Source organism: Desulfarculaceae bacterium, assembly GCA_020444545.1.
Classification (GTDB): Bacteria; Desulfobacterota; Desulfarculia; order Desulfarculales; family Desulfarculaceae; genus Desulfoferula.
In genome coordinates this window covers 213,832-231,058 of sequence record JAHLKT010000005.1, presented here as the reverse complement: position 1 = coordinate 231,058, position 17,227 = coordinate 213,832, and the positions used below count along the sequence as shown (strand labels likewise).

General features: G+C 63.8%; 15 protein-coding genes. 8 read left to right on the top strand and 7 right to left on the bottom strand.

From position 1 onward, the window contains the following. The first annotated feature begins 15 nt into the window (after positions 1-15). The 3 genes from KQH53_16180 to KQH53_16170 are packed head-to-tail and all read left to right on the top strand — an operon-like array spanning position 16 to position 3,088. A complete protein-coding gene (locus KQH53_16180) occupies positions 16-1,434 on the top strand; it encodes a B12-binding domain-containing radical SAM protein (protein MCB2228219.1) in 1,419 nt (472 codons plus the stop codon). Beyond that, positions 1,419-2,165 carry a glycosyltransferase family 2 protein gene (locus tag KQH53_16175; GenBank protein MCB2228218.1) on the top strand — a complete coding sequence of 249 codons (747 nt, stop codon included), beginning with the start codon at positions 1,419-1,421 and terminating at the stop codon, positions 2,163-2,165. The genes KQH53_16180 and KQH53_16175 overlap by 16 nt, the downstream gene beginning before the upstream one ends. Before the next feature lie 2 nt (positions 2,166-2,167). Then, complete coding sequence (locus KQH53_16170) at positions 2,168-3,088, top strand: glycosyltransferase family 2 protein (protein MCB2228217.1); 921 nt, start codon at positions 2,168-2,170, stop codon at positions 3,086-3,088. Positions 3,089-3,093: 5 nt separating this feature from the next. Here KQH53_16170 and KQH53_16165 read toward each other — a convergent pair whose 3' ends face one another. After that, complete coding sequence (locus KQH53_16165; protein ID MCB2228216.1) at positions 3,094-4,899, bottom strand: ABC transporter ATP-binding protein/permease; 1,806 nt, start codon at positions 4,897-4,899, stop codon at positions 3,094-3,096. A 201-nt stretch (positions 4,900-5,100) separates the two neighbouring features. On the opposite strand from KQH53_16165, the gene KQH53_16160 reads away from it, so the two are divergent. Both KQH53_16160 and KQH53_16155 read left to right on the top strand, forming a co-directional pair. Further along, positions 5,101-5,958, top strand: coding sequence for a glycosyltransferase family 2 protein (locus KQH53_16160; protein MCB2228215.1), 858 nt, complete (start codon positions 5,101-5,103; stop codon positions 5,956-5,958). A 22-nt stretch (positions 5,959-5,980) separates the two neighbouring features. Beyond that, entirely contained in the window at positions 5,981-7,096 is a 1,116-nt protein-coding gene (locus tag KQH53_16155) for a glycosyltransferase family 4 protein (GenBank protein ID MCB2228214.1), read from the top strand. Between the two features lie 126 nt (positions 7,097-7,222). Here the strand turns inward: KQH53_16155 and KQH53_16150 are convergent, their stop codons facing one another. The 4 genes from KQH53_16150 to KQH53_16135 form a co-directional block, all read right to left on the bottom strand. Beyond that, complete coding sequence (locus tag KQH53_16150; GenBank protein MCB2228213.1) at positions 7,223-8,191, bottom strand: hypothetical protein; 969 nt, start codon at positions 8,189-8,191, stop codon at positions 7,223-7,225. Between the two features lie 117 nt (positions 8,192-8,308). Continuing rightward, a complete protein-coding gene (locus KQH53_16145) occupies positions 8,309-10,348 on the bottom strand; it encodes a TonB-dependent receptor (protein MCB2228212.1) in 2,040 nt (679 codons plus the stop codon). Positions 10,349-10,532: 184 nt separating this feature from the next. Beyond that, positions 10,533-11,141, bottom strand: a complete 609-nt coding sequence (locus KQH53_16140) for a flavin reductase family protein (protein MCB2228211.1) — start codon at positions 11,139-11,141, stop codon at positions 10,533-10,535. 94 nt (positions 11,142-11,235) lie between these two features. Further along, positions 11,236-11,748 carry a helix-turn-helix domain-containing protein gene (locus KQH53_16135; GenBank protein ID MCB2228210.1) on the bottom strand — a complete coding sequence of 171 codons (513 nt, stop codon included), beginning with the start codon at positions 11,746-11,748 and terminating at the stop codon, positions 11,236-11,238. A 99-nt stretch (positions 11,749-11,847) separates the two neighbouring features. Between KQH53_16135 and KQH53_16130 the strand changes: the two genes are divergently transcribed. Next, the gene (locus tag KQH53_16130; protein ID MCB2228209.1) at positions 11,848-12,204 is read left to right on the top strand and encodes an integrase core domain-containing protein; all 357 of its coding nucleotides are present in this window, start codon (positions 11,848-11,850) and stop codon (positions 12,202-12,204) included. A 336-nt stretch (positions 12,205-12,540) separates the two neighbouring features. On the opposite strand, the gene KQH53_16125 is transcribed toward KQH53_16130, so the two are convergent. Both KQH53_16125 and KQH53_16120 read right to left on the bottom strand, forming a co-directional pair. Continuing rightward, entirely contained in the window at positions 12,541-13,416 is an 876-nt protein-coding gene (locus KQH53_16125; GenBank protein ID MCB2228208.1) for a glycosyltransferase family 2 protein, read from the bottom strand. Beyond that, positions 13,406-14,329 (bottom strand): glycosyltransferase, encoded by a 924-nt coding sequence (locus KQH53_16120; GenBank protein ID MCB2228207.1) that lies wholly within the window; start codon positions 14,327-14,329, stop codon positions 13,406-13,408. The genes KQH53_16125 and KQH53_16120 overlap by 11 nt, the downstream gene beginning before the upstream one ends. A 1,011-nt stretch (positions 14,330-15,340) precedes the next feature. On the opposite strand from KQH53_16120, the gene KQH53_16115 reads away from it, so the two are divergent. Together KQH53_16115 and KQH53_16110 are read left to right on the top strand one after the other, a co-directional pair. Beyond that, positions 15,341-15,589 (top strand): hypothetical protein, encoded by a 249-nt coding sequence (locus KQH53_16115; GenBank protein ID MCB2228206.1) that lies wholly within the window; start codon positions 15,341-15,343, stop codon positions 15,587-15,589. Continuing rightward, entirely contained in the window at positions 15,579-17,216 is a 1,638-nt protein-coding gene (locus KQH53_16110) for a GMC family oxidoreductase (protein ID MCB2228205.1), read from the top strand. Before KQH53_16115 ends, KQH53_16110 begins: the two co-directional genes overlap by 11 nt. The last annotated feature ends 11 nt before the right edge of the window (positions 17,217-17,227 follow it).

Sequence of the window (17,227 nt, the reverse complement as noted above, 5' to 3'; positions counted from 1 at the left end):
CCGCTCGCTTAGCCCATGGCCCGGGTTCTGCTCATAAACCCCCAACCCGGCGCGCGAGGCTGGGGCTCGGGCCGCGACCCCCTCAGCCTGGACGACCTGTTGCCTCATCACGGCCTGGCCCAGATCGCCGCCGTGCTGCGCGGGGAGGGGCATGAGGCGGGTCTGCTGGACCTGCGCCTCATGGCAGATTGGGACGAGGCCCGCGCGGCCATCGCGCAAGCCGCCCCCGAGGTGGTGGGGGTCACCGCCTTCACCCAGAACGCCGGCGAGGCGGCCCGCTGCCTGGGCCTGGCCGCCGAGGCCGCGCCCCGGGCCCTGCGCCTGGCAGGGGGCATCCACTTCACCATGTTCCCCCAGGAGGCCCTGGAGGCCGGGGCTCACAAGGTTTTGCGCGGCGAGGCCGAGGCCAGCCTGCCCCGGCTCATCGCCGCGCCGGATAGCTTCCCCGAGGTTAGCTGGGGCGAGCCCCCGGACCTGGGCGCCCTGCCCTTTGCCGAGAGGGAGCTGCTGCCCGGCTACCGCCGCCGCCAGCTCTACCCGGTGTGGAGCCTGACCCCGCCGGTGGTGGACATGCTCACCAGCCGGGGTTGCCCCTGGAGTTGCCGCTTTTGCTGCGGGCCGGGCGAGAAGAACCTCTACACCCGGCCCTCTCCTCACAACCCGGACAAGCGCATCCCTTATCTGCGCCGCCGCCCGGTGGAGCACGTGATGGCCGAGCTGGCCGGGCTTTGGGAACGCTACCGTTTCCGGGGGATCATCTTCAACGACGACGAGTTTTTCATCGAGGCGGATTGGCTGCGAGGCTTTTGCGAGGCCATGCACCAGGCGGGCTACCCGCGCCGCAAGGTGGGCTGGTGGGCCGCCTGCCGGGCGGACATGATCTGCCGGCGCCCCGAACTCATCGCCGAGATGCGACGGGCCGGGCTCAAGGTGATCAGCATTGGCTTCGAGTCTTTCAGCGACCCGCTGCTGGCCTGGCTGGGCAAGGGCACCAGCGCGGCGGTTAACCGCAAGGCGGCCGAGATCTGCCACGCCCTGGGCTTGGAGATCTTCGCCAACCTGATCCTGGGGGTGCCTCGCGAGGACGGCGTGTGGCGGCGCGAGGACGACGAGGCCGGGCTCCGGGCGATCAGGGAAATCCGGCCAGCGTATTTCTCCCCCTCCTTCTTCAGCCCGGTGCCCGGCTCGCCGCTGTACGCCTGGGCCCGTGAGTCTGGGCTCATGCTGCACCAGGACCGCGCCCAGGAAGGCAGCCGCAGGCCGGGGCGGGTTATCCTAAAGGGGGTAGACTACCCCGAGCTGGAGAGGATGCTGGCCCCGGTGCAAGCCAGCTACCGCCGCTTCTGGCGGCCCCGGCTGCAACACTATCTTTACCGCTGGCGTTCGCGAAACCTGGCCCAAGAGGAAGGGAGCGTAGGTTGGAGCAAGCCCTGATCACCGCGATCATCCCTTCCCGGGGCCTGCTGCCCCTGCTGGAGCACTGCCTCATCGCCCTGCACCGCTCCCTGGCGGTGGCCGGGGTGGCCTCGGCCCATGCGGTGGTGGTGGACAACGCCAGCCACCCGCCCCTGCCGCCCAAGCGCATCGCCGAGGCCGGGGCCGAGCTCATCCGCCTGGACGCGCACCACTCCTTTGCCAACGCCAACAACCTGGCCGCCCAGGGCTATCCCGCCCGCTTCTACCTGATGCTCAACAACGACGTGCTGCTCCACGAGCAGGCCATTGCGGAAATGCTGGAGCGGCTGGAGCGGCGGCCCCAGGCGGGCATCTGCGGGGCGCGCATGGTTTTCCCCGACGGCAGCCTGCAACACGTGGGCGTGGTGTTCGGGCCGGGCAAGGTGGGGCCCTATCATCTGCTGCGCACCAAGCCCAGCCATTGCATGCCCCGCCTGGAGCGCGAGTTCCAGGCGGTCACCGGCGGCTGCATGATGGTGCGCGGCGAGCTGTGGGAGCAGCTCGGCGGCCTGGACGAGGACTATCCCTTCGGCCTGGAAGACATAGATTTCTGCCTGCGGGCGCGGCAGGCGGGCTGGCGCATATTCTGCTGCCAGGGCGCCGAGTCGCTGCACTTCGAGTCGCAGACCCCGGGGCGCAGCGCCAAGGACGTGCCCAGCCGCCGCCTGTTCATGTCCCGCTGGCAGGGACGCTACACCCTGGACGGATGAAAATGGCCCAGCCCAAGATCACCGGTATCGTGCACACCCGCGACTCGGCCGAAACCCTGGAGGCGGCCCTGGCCAGCCTGGCCTGGGTGGACGAGCTGATGGTGGTGGACATGGCCAGCAGCGACCACAGCGTGGAGATCGCCCGCCGCCACGGCGCGGTGGTGCACCAGGTGGAGGTGGCCCCGCGTATCGACGGGGTGCGCAACCGCTTCACGGCCCAGGCCTCGGGGGACTGGGTGCTGGTGCTGGATTCCGACGAGTATCTCTCGGACGACGCGCCCGAGCTGGTGCGCGGGCTCATCGCCGAAAAGGGCGACAGATACGATGCCTTCGCCCTGCCCCGCTACAACTACCTGGGCGACCAGGTCATGCTGGGCGGGGGTCGCCACCCGGACTACCAGGTGCGCCTGTTCAGAAAAGGCATGGTGCTCTGGCCCGACGCCCACCACACCCCGCCGCAGGTCACCAGCGGCCCGGGGCGCTTGTACGAGGTGATCCCCGGCCAGGGGCCGCACATCCATCACCGCAACTACCGCGACCTGCGCCAGCTCATCGCTCGGCAGCTCGACTACGCCCTGAGCGACGTGTACCCCGGCGACCCGGCCAGCTTCGACTTCGCGGCCTACCTGGCCCGGGCCCAGGAGCAGATGGCCATGCGCTCCGACCCGGACACCGACGGCGATATCTCCAAGGCCATGGCTTTGGTCATGGCCTGGGACGCGATCATGCGCGGGCTGATCCACTGGGACTCCCTGGAACCCCGCCCGGCCCTTAACCTGCCCGAGGCCCTTCCCCAGGGCACCGCCACCATGCCCGGCTGGCAGATCCGCCTGCGCCGCTTCCTGGGCCGCCACCTGGCCCTTCGGCATCTGCTCAAGGCGGTGCAGGTGCGCCTCAGCGCCCTGTTGCCCAAGAAAGGCTGAGCGCCTCAGCGGCTTCCGAACAGCTCGTTGTATTGGGGGCTCTGGGCCAGGAGCGACTCGTGGCCGCCTTGGGCCACCAGCCTGCCGTCTTCCAGCACCAGGATATTGTCCGCCCGGCGCACCGTTTCAAGGCGGTGGGCGATGACGATCACCGTCATGCGCGAGGCCAGCTCGCGCACCGTGCGGGCGATGATCTGCTCCGAGGCCTGGTCCAGGGCGCTGGTGGGCTCGTCCAGGACGAGCACCCGGGCGTTCACGGCCAGGGCGTGGGCGATGGCCAAGCGTTGCTTCTGGCCCTGGGATAGCCGCGAGCCGCGCTCGCCCACCAGGGTGTCCAGGCCTTGGTCCAGGTGGCTGACGAACTCCCAGCTCCCGCTGTCGACGAGCACCCGCTTCAAGGCGGCGTCATCCAGGGGCGGCTCCACCCCGAAATTGAGGTTCTCGCGGATGGTGTCGTTGAAGAAGAACGGCACCTGATCCACGAAGGCCATGCCCTTGCGCAGGGCGGCCAGGCGGTAGCTCTCCAGGGGGTGCCCGTCCAGGAGCACCCGGCCCCGGCTGGGCAGGCGATAGGCGCTGATCAGGCTGACCAGGGTGGTCTTGCCCGCGCCCGAGCGCCCCACCACGGCGGTGAGGCTGTTGGCCGGGATGCGGCAGCCGATTCCCTGCAAGGCAAAGCCCCGCCCCTCTTGTCCGGGATAGGCGAACCAGACGTCCTCGAACTCGATGCTCTCGCCCGGGGCCGGCGTTTCGCGCTCGCCTCCCAGGTGCTCACGCTGCTCGTCGGCCATGGCCAACAAACCGCTCACCCGGCGCAGGCTGGCCAGGCAGGCGTTGCGCAGGGCCCAGAGGTTGATCAGCAGAGAGACCTGGGGGGCCATGCGCACCAGCACGAACAGGAACACCCCGGTGGCGGCCAGGTCCAGGTCCGCGGCCACCACGGCCAAGAGGATGACCAGCAGCCCGGCCGCGGCCATGAGGGGGTGGGCCGAAATCTCCACGCCCAGGCGCATGCGGTCCAGGCGGTACATGCCCTGGAAGATGCGCCCCACCGTTTCCGAGAGCCTGCGCTCGGTCTCGGCCTCCTGGTTGCGCATCTTGATGCGGGCCATGCCTCCCAAGAGCTCCGCGGCCTGGTCGCCCAGGCGCAGGTTCTGCTCGCTCACCGCCTCGGTGAGGGCGCGGGCCTTCTTGCTCTGCCAGCGCATAACCAGGGCCACCAGGCCCAGGATGGGGAAGGTGCACACGGTGAGCAGGGGCGAGATCATCAAGAGAATGGCGAGGTACACCGCGATGAGGATCAGGGAGGTGATGATGCTCACCTGGGCCGAGGCCGATTGCCCGGCCCGGTCGGTCTCCAAGGTCAGGGTGGAGAGCAGCTCCCCGCTGCGCCGCGACAGCAGGTAGCCCAGGTCCGAGCGCACCAGGGCGGCCACCAGCTTCTCGCGCAGCAGACGGGTGATGGAAAGCTGCATGCGCATGAGCCGCACGTCGCGCAGGTAGTTGACGAAGTAGCGCAGGACGATGACCCCCAGGGTGATCACCAGGAGCCCGGCCAAGTCCCAGCCCCGGCCCCAGGCGGTCAGCCACCCCAAGGCGCCTTGCAGCAGATCGCCCAGGGGACCCGACGCGGGCAGCCCGCCCCCGCGCATGTAGGCCAGCACCGGCAGGAGCATCCCCAGGCCCATGCCCTCCAGCAGCGCCAGGGCCAGGGTGAGAAAGAGCAGCCACACCACCAACCCCCGGCTCACGCCCAGACCGCCCAGGCTGATCATCTCCTCGGAAGGCTCTTTGTGCGGGAGTTGGTTCATGGCCTCGTAGTGGATTCCCTGAATTCGCCGTTAGGGGCGTTCTGCGGTTGAGAGCTTACATTTTATGTATAATAGGGCTAATTCACTGCCGCGGCCACGGCTATGTGCATCTAAATCATCACTGTATCGTTTGCGGGTGGTCCCCAGTGCCCTTGGCAAAGCATCTTTATTAAGCGCCGTATCGTGGGCTCCAAGCAAAAAATGAGAGCGGAAGCCGTGTGGGCGGTGGTGGTCAACTACAACGGCCTGCCCCAGGTGCTGGACTGCCTGGGGTCTCTGCAAGGGCAAACCATGCCTCCCGGCCGGATCGTGGTGGTGGACAACGCCTCCCGCGACGGATCGCCCCAGGCCATCAAGGAGCGCTTTCCCCAGGCGACGCTTTTGGCCGCGCCGCATAACGGCGGCTTTGCCCAGGGGGCCAACCTGGGCCTGCAAGCGGCCCTGGACCAGGGCGCGGAGGCGGTCTGGCTGCTCAACCCCGATGCGGTGGCCCGGCCCCGGGCCCTGGCTGCCTTGCTGCGCGCCCTGGAGGACGACCCCCAAGCGGGCGCGGCGGCCTCGGTGCTGCTCTGGGCCGGCGGCGGCCGGGTGCAGGCCTGGGGCGGGGGCAACGTGAGCCTGCTCACCGGGCGCTCCCGCCACCTGAGCGCGCCGCCCTCCGGGCAAGGCCCGGACTACCTGTGCGGCGGCAGCCTGCTGCTCAGGGCCGAGGCTCTGGCCCGGGTGGGTCTGCTGGACCCCGGCTTCCCGCTCTATTGGGAAGACGCGGACCTGAGCTGGCGGCTGCGCCGGGCCGGCTGGCGGCTGGCCGTGGCGCCGGAGTCGCTGGTGGAGCATCAGCACGCCGCCGCGCTGGGGGACAACGAGCGGGCCTGGCACCGGCTCTACACCTACGGCTCGTCGCGTTTTTTCGCCAAGCACGCCCCCCTGCCCTGGCTGCCCCTGGGCCTTAGCGCCGGAGCGCGCCTGGTCCGCCGGGCTCTGCAAGGGCGGCCCCAGGCGGCCCTGGGGATATGGGACGGGCTGTTCTCCCACGGGCGCAAGGAGCTGCCCTCATGACCCGCGCCGCCGAGGACCGCTCATGAAGCTGCTGCTGTGGCATTGGGGCCGCAGAGGCGGCGGGCCCATGTACACCTACGAAATGGCCAAGGCCATGGCGGCCCTTCCCTCATTGGAGGTGTACCTCTCGCTGTCGCGGCAATCCGAGCTTTGGCGGGCCTCGCAAGACCTGGGCCTGCCCGGTTGGGACGTGGACACCTACACCGACCATTTCAGCGCCCTGCGCGCCTGCCTCCGCCTGCCCCGCCTACGCTCCTCCTTTGGCCGCTATCTGCGCCGCGAGAACTTTGACTGGGTATGCACCACCATGACCCACCTCTGGGACAATTTCATGCTGGGCCAGGTGCGCGCCAGCGGGGCGCGCCGCCTCCTGGTGCTGCACGACGCCCTGCTGCACCCCGGCGAGCGCGACCTGGTCCGGGCGCGGCTCCTGCGGCGAGAAACCCGCTCCGCCGACGCGGTGGTCACCCTGAGCAATTACGTGCGGGACCAGGCGGTGAAACACTTCGGCCTCGCGCCCGGGAGCATCCAGGTGATACCCCACGGGCCCTTCTTTTACGGCAAGCCTTCCCTGGAGCCGCGCTCCATGCCCCGGAAGCGTCCCCTGCGAGTGCTGTTCTTCGGGCGCATCCTGACCTACAAGGGGCTGGACCTTTTGCTGGAGGCCATGAACCTGCTGCGCCTCGAGCAGCCACGCCTGGAGCTGGTGGTCGCGGGCCAAGGCCGCCTGACCCAGAGCCAGACGGCGGCCCTGGACAATCTGGGGGCCACGGTGATCAACCGCTGGCTGGCCGCGGAGGAGGTGTCCCGCATAATCCAGCACGGCGATATCCTGGTGGCGCCCTACACCTCCTCCAGCCAGTCCGGGGTGCTGCCCTTGGCCTATGCCCACGCCCTGCCCGTGGTAGCCACGCCGGTGGGCGGCCTGCGCGAGCAGGTGCTTGACGGCCAGACCGGCCTGCTGGCCCGGGGAGTGAACGCCCCGGCCTTGGCCGAAGCCATCGCGCGCCTGGCCGGGGACCCGGAACTCTACGGGCGGCTATCCGCCGGAGCCATGCGCTACGTGGCCCAAAGCGTGGCCTGGCCCTTGCTGGCCGGGCAGATGGTGGATTGCATGAGGGAGTGGAAGCCGGCCTGAGCGGACCGGCCCGAAAGCAGCCTCTCCCGGCCTAGGCCAGGCGCGGCACCATGTTTCCCCGTATCTTGCAAGGTGATCAGGCCTGGTCGGCCTGATCACCCCCAACTCATTTCAAGGTTGTTGCCCCTATTCACCAGGCCAAGACGGGTCCGGGCCCAGTAAGACCTGCAAGGGGTTGGCTCCCAGGCGGGTCAGGCCCTCCAACTGCGCTTTGTCTTGGATGGGAACGCTTTTTATCACCGAGACGAAATACCCGGGTTGGTCCAGTTTGGTCATGAACCAGCGGTCGCATTCCGTGTGCAGCCAGGGCATGCTTCGCCAATCCAGCTTCAGCTTCGGCTTTCCCAGGTATTGGCGAAAGGCGTCGAAGTGCCAATCAAAAGACAGCACCCAGGCCCGCCCCTTTTGGGCCTTGGGGTCCCAGCGGATCACCACCCCGCCCAGGTTCCGGTAAGTGCGCCCTTCGCTCTTCCAGGGCCTTGACCAGGGGTAGCTCATGGTCAGGTAGCCGTGGGTGCCGGGGGTTATGCGCAGGTAGTCGGTGATGTAGTCATCCTGGCACCAGGCCGGCGCTCCGATGTACACGTAGCGCTGTCCCGGCTTCAGAGGCATGTGCTCGGCGATATAGCGCGCGGTGAAATAGCCGGTGGTCACCCCGCAGCATAGGTGGCCGTGCCTCAGGGCGGCGCGCATGAGGTCGTGAGGCAAGCCCATTGCCCAGCCGTTGGCCAAGGTAACCAGATTGAAAGCATGCGGCCCCAGCGCCTTGCCAAAGGGTTTGAAAGAGGTGCCCACCCCCACGTGAATGTTCATGGCCGGGCCGGCGGTGAGGGTGCCGCCCCGATCTGTCAGGAAGGTCATCATCAACTTGTCGGGACCGTCCTTTTTAAGGAACATGAGATACAGCGCCTCTTGCGGCGCTCCAGGCCTCACCAGCAGGTTGCCCCGGCCGGGGCTGATGGCCGTCAGACGGGCCAATTCGTCGTACAGGGGTAAGGTGCTTTGGTTCTTATAGGTGGCGTAGCCCGCGTTGGTGAGGCAGGCCACCGATGCGGGCTTGTCCAGAGCTCCCAAACGCTGGGTGGCCAGGGACACTGCTTGTTGGGTTAGGTCAGCTACGGCGTCGTTTGCGGCCCAGGCTGGAGCGGCGCACAAGATAACGCTCAAGATAATAAGAAGGAGAGCTTTGGTTTTCATCAAATGTACTCCTTATTAGAACAGGAAGCGCAGGCCGCCCATGACCGTAAGGCCGGGCATGGGGTAGCCGGTTTCCAGTTCATAGTCTTGGTCCAGCAGGTTGGCCGCGCTGAACAGGGCTTCCCAGGTGCCCCAGGAGGTCTTGAGGAAGCGGTAGGTCGCGTAGCAATTGACCAGCACGTAGGAGTCTAATTCCGTGGCTTGGGTGCCCTTCATGTAGTCGCGCGGCCCCACGTAGTTCATGGACACTCCGGCCCTGAGCAACTCGCCCCAACGGTAGTCCAGGCCAAGGTTGGCCATCACCTCGGGGAAGTTGGAAAGCTGATTGCTGGCCTGGTTGTCCACGTCCCAGGGGTCGCCGCTCTTGTCGGCCTTTTGCAGGGTCAGGTTGGCCCAGAGGCTGAAGTTCCAGGGCAGGGCCAGCACTCCCTCCAGCTCGCCGCCGTATATCTTCACTTCGTCGATGTTATAGACCACGGTGCCCACGCCGGGGACGGTGGTGGAGGAGATGTAGTCGCTGACATCGTAGTAATATCCGCGCAACGCCAGGCTTGCCCTCTGAGCAAACTTCTGCTCAAACCCCAGCTCGTATTGCATCGCCCGCTCCGGGCTCAGGTCGGTGTTGAAAAAGCCGCTGCCCCGGTTGAGATACCACCAGAAGTACTCCGGCGAGTTGGGGTAGCGGTGGGTGACGCCCAGACGCAGCCCCAGTTCGCCATCTTCCCAGGGGCGCAGCCGCACCGCCAGGCGGGGGTCCAGGTTGCTTTCGGACATTGAGGTGGGCACGGCGGTGGCCGGGAAACCAAAGGCGGCGGGGTCTATCTCATCGGCATCGAACCATTCGCCGCGCAGCCCGAACTCCACATCCAGGTTGCTCAGGGCCTTCCAGGTGTCCTGGGCGTACAGGGCGCTGTAGTGCAAGCAGTTGGGCTGGCCCTCAAAGCCCTCGCTCACGAAGCTGAAATAGTTGATGGCCGGCGTGAAGTAAGAACGGTTGATGTAGGGCACGCTTTGGTCGCCCCAGCCGTAGGTGCGGGTCTCGCCGCCCACCTCCAGGGTATGTGCTCCCAGGGTGTAGACCACATCGCCCAGAAGCTGCCAGTTGTTATCCTCGGGAGTGGAGTCACGCTCGTAGATCTTCTTGCCGCTGTCGGCGGCATCATAAAATTTCTCCGTGGTTTCCTCGTTCCACAGCATGCCCCGCAAGCGGGCGTGGCCGCCCTCGAACTTCTTCATTATAAAGGCGTTGACAAAGCTGCTGGTGTCCTTGATCTCGCTGTTGTCGCCCCAGGCGTAGACCCCGTTTATCAGGCGGGAGGAAATGCCCGGGCCACCTAACTCTTCCTGGTCGGCGTTGGGCTTGCCGGAGTTGTAATAGGGGCTGTCCTTGCGGTTGTACACCGGCATGCCGGTGGTGCCCTTGGAATACAACAGCCCCACCCCAGCCTGCATTTGCCAGGGCAGATCAAAGGTCAGGTTGCCGTTGAAATTGAAGTTGTCGGCGTAATTGTTGCGCAGATAACCGTCGGTCTCATATTGGCGGGCGGACAGGGCCCAGCCCACCGGCCCGGCTTTCCAACGGTTGCTGGCGCTGGCGCTCCAGGTGCCCAACGAGCCGTATTGGGCGCTCACCTGGCTCTTGGATTCCTCGCTGGGCTGCTGGCTGACTATTTCTATGAGGCCGCCGGGAGCATTGCCGTATTTGGCCGGCAGGGAGCCGCGAAAGATCGTTATGCTCTGAATTTCCTCCGGGGCGATCAGGCTCCAATCCATGGCTCCGCGGCCATAGGAGCCGTCCCGCTGCATGGGCATGCCGTCGAGCATCACCCGGTAGCGCCATTGGTCAAAGCCTCGCAGGCGCACCTCGGCCTGCTTGCCGCCCAGCAGGGAAGTGCCCATCACCTGCAGGCCTGATTGGTGGCTTAGCGGCTCCAAAACCGTGCCGGAGATTATGGGCACCTCCAACTCTTCGCTGGGCACCATCGACTGCCCCATGGCCTCGTCGGCCGCTCCGGGAAAGCTGGCGGTTACCTCCACCTCATCCAGCTTTTGCACCTGTCCGCGTGTATCGGACGGTGATGAGGAAGCGGGCTTGTCAGCGGTGGTTTGGGCCCCGGCGGCCACGGGAAGGCACAGGCAAAAGGACAAAATAAACGCACAGGCAATTAGGCGTTTGGCACTCATGACGAACAATCCTTATGGCTAGAAATGGTAAACAGGTGAATACAAACCCTCCGGCCTATTGGCGTCTACGCTGGGCCAAGGGGTCCTGCCCGCCGGGGAACATGGCGCCATAGGGCTCGCCTTTGCCCAGGTCGGTGGCAGTGGCCCAACGCATCCCTTGCTGGTCCAGGCTGGCCAGCAAGGGCCGGGCCTTTTCCAGGTCCAGGCCACCGCGCTCGTTGACCAGGCTGTCTTCCACCTCCATGCGCAGCACCTGCCCCACCACCAGCACGTAGGACTTCTCCACGTACTGTTTGGCCAAGCGGCACTCCAACCAGGCCAGGCACCCTTCCACCCCGGGAGGGGCAACCAAAGAAGAAGGGCGCGGCTCCAACTCCGCCTGAACGAACTCGTCCACATGCGGCGGGTAGTGCATGGCCGTGGGCATGATCTTGTCGGCCATGTCCACGCTGGGCACGCTGACCACGAATTCGCCGTTGGCCCTGATGTTTTTGAGGGTGTCCCGGCGGTGCCAGGAAGCCAGCATGATCATGTCCGTGGAGCGCAGCAAGGGAGTGAAATTGGAATAAGGGGCCAGGTTGCGCACTCCCTGGGAGCTGAGGGTGGAAACCAGCACCACCGGCAGCACAAAAGCCATTTCTCGGTCCATAGGTTGAAAGTCCATTACGATGCTCCTCAATAAAAAAAGGCCACGACGGTGGGCCCCCTCTTCAGGGGCCGACCTTCATGGCCTTGCTAGGCGGCGTTCGGCGCCGCTATTAGATCAAGCTGTGGTGGATTATCACCAGCTCGGAATCTTCCAGAACCCGCAGTTGGTGCTCGTGCAGCGCCTTGAAGCCGATGGCTTGACCGGGCCGCAATTCATGCTCCTGCTCCGACACCTGCAACAACAGCCGCCCGTGCAGCAAAAGGATCACCTCGCCGGTGTCCTCGTGCCAGGAGGTGTCGAATTGCAGGGTGTGCCCCGCCTCGGCGCTAAGCTGAAAGAACTCCAGGCTGCCCAGGCGGTAGCGCCGCCCCTGGTAATGGGCCCGGCGCACCCGGCTGACCTCCGGGCGGCGCAATCCCTCGTTCTCGGCCAGGCCCATGAGTTGGCTGCCACTCATGCCCAGAGCCTGGGCCAGGGCGTGCAGGGTAGCCGCGGTGGGGTTGCCCTCCCCGGCCTCCATCTTGGTCACCGTGGCCCGGGTCAGTCCAGACCTTGCCGCCAACTCGTCGGCGCTGAGATTCCGCTTCCTGCGGAGAGTTTTAATCACCGAGAAGTCGTACATGATTTCTCGCTTTCTGGGAAAGACAAATAATATTTAATAGACATTTTGTCAATTAAAATACACAGGGGCCGCCCCTAGGCACTCAAGGCGGTTCAGGGCCTGGGCCATATCCTGGCCTCCCCCTACCATCCTCAGACCAACGGCGAGATCGAGCGCTACCACCGCTCTTTCAAGAAGCAGATCAACCTGATGGTATGGGAGCCTCCAAATGCCTTGAGAGAGGAAACAGGAAAATCCGTCGATTACTACAACACCAGGCGGTGTCACGAGGCCCTGGGCAACGTGACGCCGGACTATGTTTACTATGGCGGGAAGAACTCAATCCTGGAATACCGGGCCAAGCTCAAGAGCAAGACCATGGCCAGGCGGAAGTGGTATAACGTAAACAGCCCGATGCCGGAGGGGACCAAACTCTACGACTTAGAAGAACAGCATCTTCTGTGCCAAATTAGATGACGATATACATACCTACATCCAACCTTGTCACTTTATAAACAATGGTTCCAGTTGTTGAACAAAGGCGTCCGAAAGGCCTTGGAGATCTTCAATGACAAGACAGGCAAAATTACTCCGAGGAACGGTTGCGTTCCAGCCGCAGGCCCGCTTTCGGCTGCTGCCCCCCAGGCCTTCCTACCCTGCAAGTGCATTCAACGCTGGTTGGGACATGCATGACCGCTGAACGGCTCACCGTGGGCCCTTGGCTATGCCGCCGCCTGAACCTTTTGCGCTCCAAGCGGGAGCATACACCGGGGCGTCTCTTTTCCTTCCTGGCCCATAAGCAATAATGCGCTGCTAGCGCAAGCGCCACTTCAGGGCGTGCAAGATAAAATCCATCAGCCTGCCCGGAGACCGCTGCCCGGCCTGGAGAAGGCTGCCGGCCGCAGCCAGATGTCTTCCGGCCTTGATGTGGGCTATTGCCACCTCTATCTGAACCGAAGATGCAAGACGCCTGATGGCTTCGTCTCCCAGGGAGGTCCTCAAGAACTCTGATTTTTTGGCCAGTATCATTTCCCCCGCGGCCAACACCGTCTCCGGTGATGGCCACCCACTGTTTTCCACCACCGCGAGAGGACGGCTGACCACTTCCAATTGGTACTGGGAGCAATAGGCCAAAAGCCAGTCCCAGTCCTCGAAGCGCTCCAGGTCCACGTCCAGGCCCCCCAGGGACAGAAACACCTCGCGCTCCACCAACAGGGTGCTGCCCGGGCTCACCTGGCAGACATCCAAAAAGCGCCTCAGCCAGCCGTCCCCCAGGTTTGGCAGGCGCACCTCCCTTTCGGCCGCCGGGGGCCGGCAGTAGAGATAGCCGGTGCAGCAGGCCCGGGCCCTTTGCGGAGCGGCTTCCAAGCACTTCATCTGGGCTTGTAGCTTTTCCGGCAGCCAGTAATCGTCCGCGTCCAAAAAGGCCAGCAAGCGCCCCGAGGCGCTCTGGGCTCCGGTGTTGCGGGCATGGGCCGCGCCTTGCTTGGCCTTGAGCCGGATCATCCGCAGCCTGGGATCGGCGATCTTCGCCATGGCGCCGGCCGGATCGTCCCGGGAGCCATCGTCCACCACGATCAGCTCCAGGTCGGAGTAGGTCTGGGACAGCACGCTCTTGATCGCCCGGGGCAGGCTCCCGGCCATGTTGTAGGCCGGGATGACCACGCTGACCGTGGGTTCAGGCGGCATCGTGGCCCCGCTTTCCCCTGCCGGGCAGCCGCGCCAGGCCCACAGCGGCAAAACGCAGCGGCGCGGCCGGGTCGGTCTTTATGGCCCGCCAAAACGAAGCCAGTGCCTGCCTGCCGCCCTTCTCCTTCAGCTGGCTAAGTGATTGGCAGATCAATTCCCAGGCACGCCAGTTGAGAAGCTCCTTTCGCACCTCTTCCGGCAAATCCGGCTTTGCCAAAAAGGAAGCGCATAACTTCAGGTAATCGCCCCGGGCCAGGTTGGTCAGGCCGGTTGAGCCCTTTATGGTGAGCGATCCCCTGTGCCAGCGGTACTGATACACCACGCCCCGGACCTGGGCGGTTCTTATGCCGGCCAGCCATACCCGGAGGAAAAACTCGCGGTCAGCCGCCAGGGGATAGCCCTGGTTATAAAAACCGACTTTTTTGTATACCTCCTTGCGGAAAAAACGGGCGTTGGTAATGGGCACATAGCGTGTGATGTCGCTAAGCCGCATTTCTTTAAGGCCAGGGCGGTTGTAGCGGTACAGCACCCTGTCGCCGTTGGGTCCGGTTTGGAATATCTCCGCCCCGCCGCAGGCCGCCCCGGCCCCGGGATCATCGCTCAAAACGCGGGCCACCTTTTTGAAGGCGCCAGGCAAGTAGCGGTCGTCGCTGTTTAAGTGCCCGACGATTTCACCTCGGCTTAGGGCGATCCCCTTGTTGAGGGCGTCCCACAGGCCCTGGTCCGGTCCGCTGATGACTTTTAGGTGGGGAAACTCCGCCAAAACCTCCAAAGTATTGTCCGTGGAGCAGCCGTCGACCACGATGTGCTCAAATGATTGGAAATTTTGATCCATGACACTCCTCACCGCCTCTTTAATGGTGTGAGCCCGATTCAGGGTCGGGGTGATGATCGAGAACAGAGGAGTGCTCATGAAGGCGTCAACGTTTGAGGGGTGGTAAACACGTTTAAATTGTATAATGCATTTCAGGATAACTTACAAGGAAACTCCAAGGCCAGCTTGCATCCCAGAAGCACCCTACTGCCCCGTTATTGTTAATTTTATCAGCCGATCCGATGTTTCTGATCATAGATGGCGATACCGGTATTATGTTTTAATAAACGAAACTCCCTTGGCAGGATCGCCCGGCAAAGGTTTTAGTTGGCCCTGGATGTCACCTCAAATCAGTAGTTCCGCTCAAAAGGGAGGATTTGGTCTTTTTTAAAAAGTTTTAGTTTGAGGTTTTGGCTAGGTAATATTGTGACGTCATCCCGCAGTATAGTACCTCCTGATTACCCGCTTTTGATTCTTCTGCGTTGTCATGTATCACCTCCGTCAAGCAATTTGCTCGCTTCACTCGGTGCCCGAAAAACCTGGGCTGGATCACTTGCATTTGCGCCTTTAAATTTTGACGATGGTGCCTTCGGTTTAAGGAGAAGCCGGCAGGTGCAACTTGACCCTACGGTCCACTATTCAAGGGAGACATTGCACCATTTATTGCACGAGGTGCAGGCCCCGCAACGGTTATTGGGCCCATTACTGCCCCTTTTTGCCGAATAGACCATAGCCGGAACCGCACCAGCATACCCATTTCTGGTATTGCGCCTATCCTAAAATCTGCCGGCTGCTCAACCTCCCCTAGACAGGAATTCCCCCTCCGAGATATTCGTCGAGGCCGGGTGGGACAAACGCCCAATATAATTATTGATTTTACATAAAATCAATAATTATGCGGCAAAAATGGCCCGTGACCGTTCAGCCTTGTTTGAAATTACAAATGCCTTCACAATTGAACATAGGAGGAGGCGATATTACAGAGGGGTGTAGGCCTACCGTGATTGCCTGGGACTGATGTCTTCAGCCGAGCGAAGAGCAGCAGCCGGGCACAAGGGGTATGCATTGGACCTTGCTTTGTCTCCACAGAATAGACGCGAACTCCTCCGGATGCTCATCGCGGCGAGCCCTTACCGCCGAGTGCTGAGCAGATATGAGCAGGACATCGACCGGATCGCGGCGGGTCACCACCAAATTTCCCAGACCATGGCCAAAGTGTACCGAAAGGGACCTGTCAGTCCCCGCTCGTTTCGCGCCGACCCCCGGATGAAAGAGCAATTCAGCCTGCTCCAGGATTTCCTGGAATTCATCTATTTCTCCACTCCGGAAGCATATAAGGGTATTTCCGGTGAACGCTGAACCATATGACATCTGTGTTGTTGGCACCGGAGCCGGCGGTGGCATTCTGGCCCATACCCTGGTCCAAGCGGGGATGCGGGTGATTTCGGTGGAACAGGGCGACGCCCTGCCTGAGGACTACTTCACCCGGATAAACCCGCCGGGCAACTCGATCGACTTCGGCCTGAAATCCGATGTCCCCCTTCCGTTGGACCCGCATGGGTTTGCCTTTGAGCATCAGCTCTATTCCAAACCGGAGATGCTTTCGTCCCATCCGGCCGAACCGGACGCCTTCCGGCAATTTCAGATTTTCGCCTTGGATGGCCTGACCAACCTTTGGAACGGCGTGTCCGTAAGGTTGGCGCCCGGAGACTTCACCGGGTGGCCTCTGAGCTACTCTGATCTGGAGGAGCACTACCGCGCGGTGGAGCGGATCGTGGGAGTGTGCGGCACCCGCGAAGACCTGCCGGACATCCCGGACGGCGAATTCATGGCGCCCAAGGAGCTGCGGCCGCCCGACCGGCTTTTTCGCACGGCGGCGGGCAAAGTGCGGGGGTACGGCGTTCGGGTCATCCCCAACCGCAAGGCGGTGGAAACCCGGCCGGAGCAACCGAACCGATGCCAAGACACCGGCGGCTGCATTTCAGGCTGCCCCTACCATTCGGTGTACAAGTTCTCGTCTCATCTGCTGCCCGCTATTAAGGACTCGGGCCGTTTCACCCTACGTCTCAATAGCAAGGCGGTGGGGCTGGAATACGACGCCCTCGGCGGTGAGGTGCGCGGCCTGCGGGTGATAGACCCGCGCACCGGCGAAGGGGACGTGGTCAGGGCTAAGGCCTATGTCCTGTCGGCCGGCGCGCTGGAAACGCCGCGCATTCTATTCAACACCGCCAACGGCCATTCCCCCCAGGGGCCGGCCAACTCGTCGGGGCTGCTGGGCCAAGGCCTACAGGACAACCCCAAGGTTCTGCTGAGCACCTCGCTGTGGCGCCTGTGGGGCTCACGAAAAAAATACCCCCAGGGTTATGGCGATCATCTACTGGTGCTGGCCAAAGCCAGGACGCCGGACGGGGAGAGCTTTCCCTGCCTGGGGCAATTCGTGCACCAGTTGCCGTCCATTCCCTTGTACCTTCCCTGGCTCAAGAAATGCCCCCCGGCTTTAAAACCCTGGCTGGCCAAGCAGCTCTTCAGAAGCTACGCCACTCTGGCCTTTTTCGCGCCGGCGGACGACGAGTCCGGCAATCGCGTGATTCCCTCCCAACGAACCGATGCTTTCGGCGTGCCGCAGGTGGAGGTGGTTTACCGCGAGTCGGCCCGGGAAAAGGCCATGAAGCAGGCCATGCTGGACCTGGGCGAAAAACTTCTCAAGAAGGCGTCCGCCACGGTGATCCTCAAGGAAGGAGCCGCCGCCGGGCTGGGCATCCACTACGCGGGCACGGCGCGCATGGCCGCCGGGCCCAGCCAGGGGGTGGTGGACGCCGACCTGCGCTGTTTCGACCACCCCAACCTTTATGTTTGCGATGGGAGCGTGATCCCCAAACTGCCGGAAAAGCATCTAACCCTGACGATCATGGCCTTGGCTCATCGTCTGGGCCGGCACTTGGCCGAAAATGCACCCTCCCTTTATCACCGCCCCGGGTCCGCTTGATGGAGGTTCCC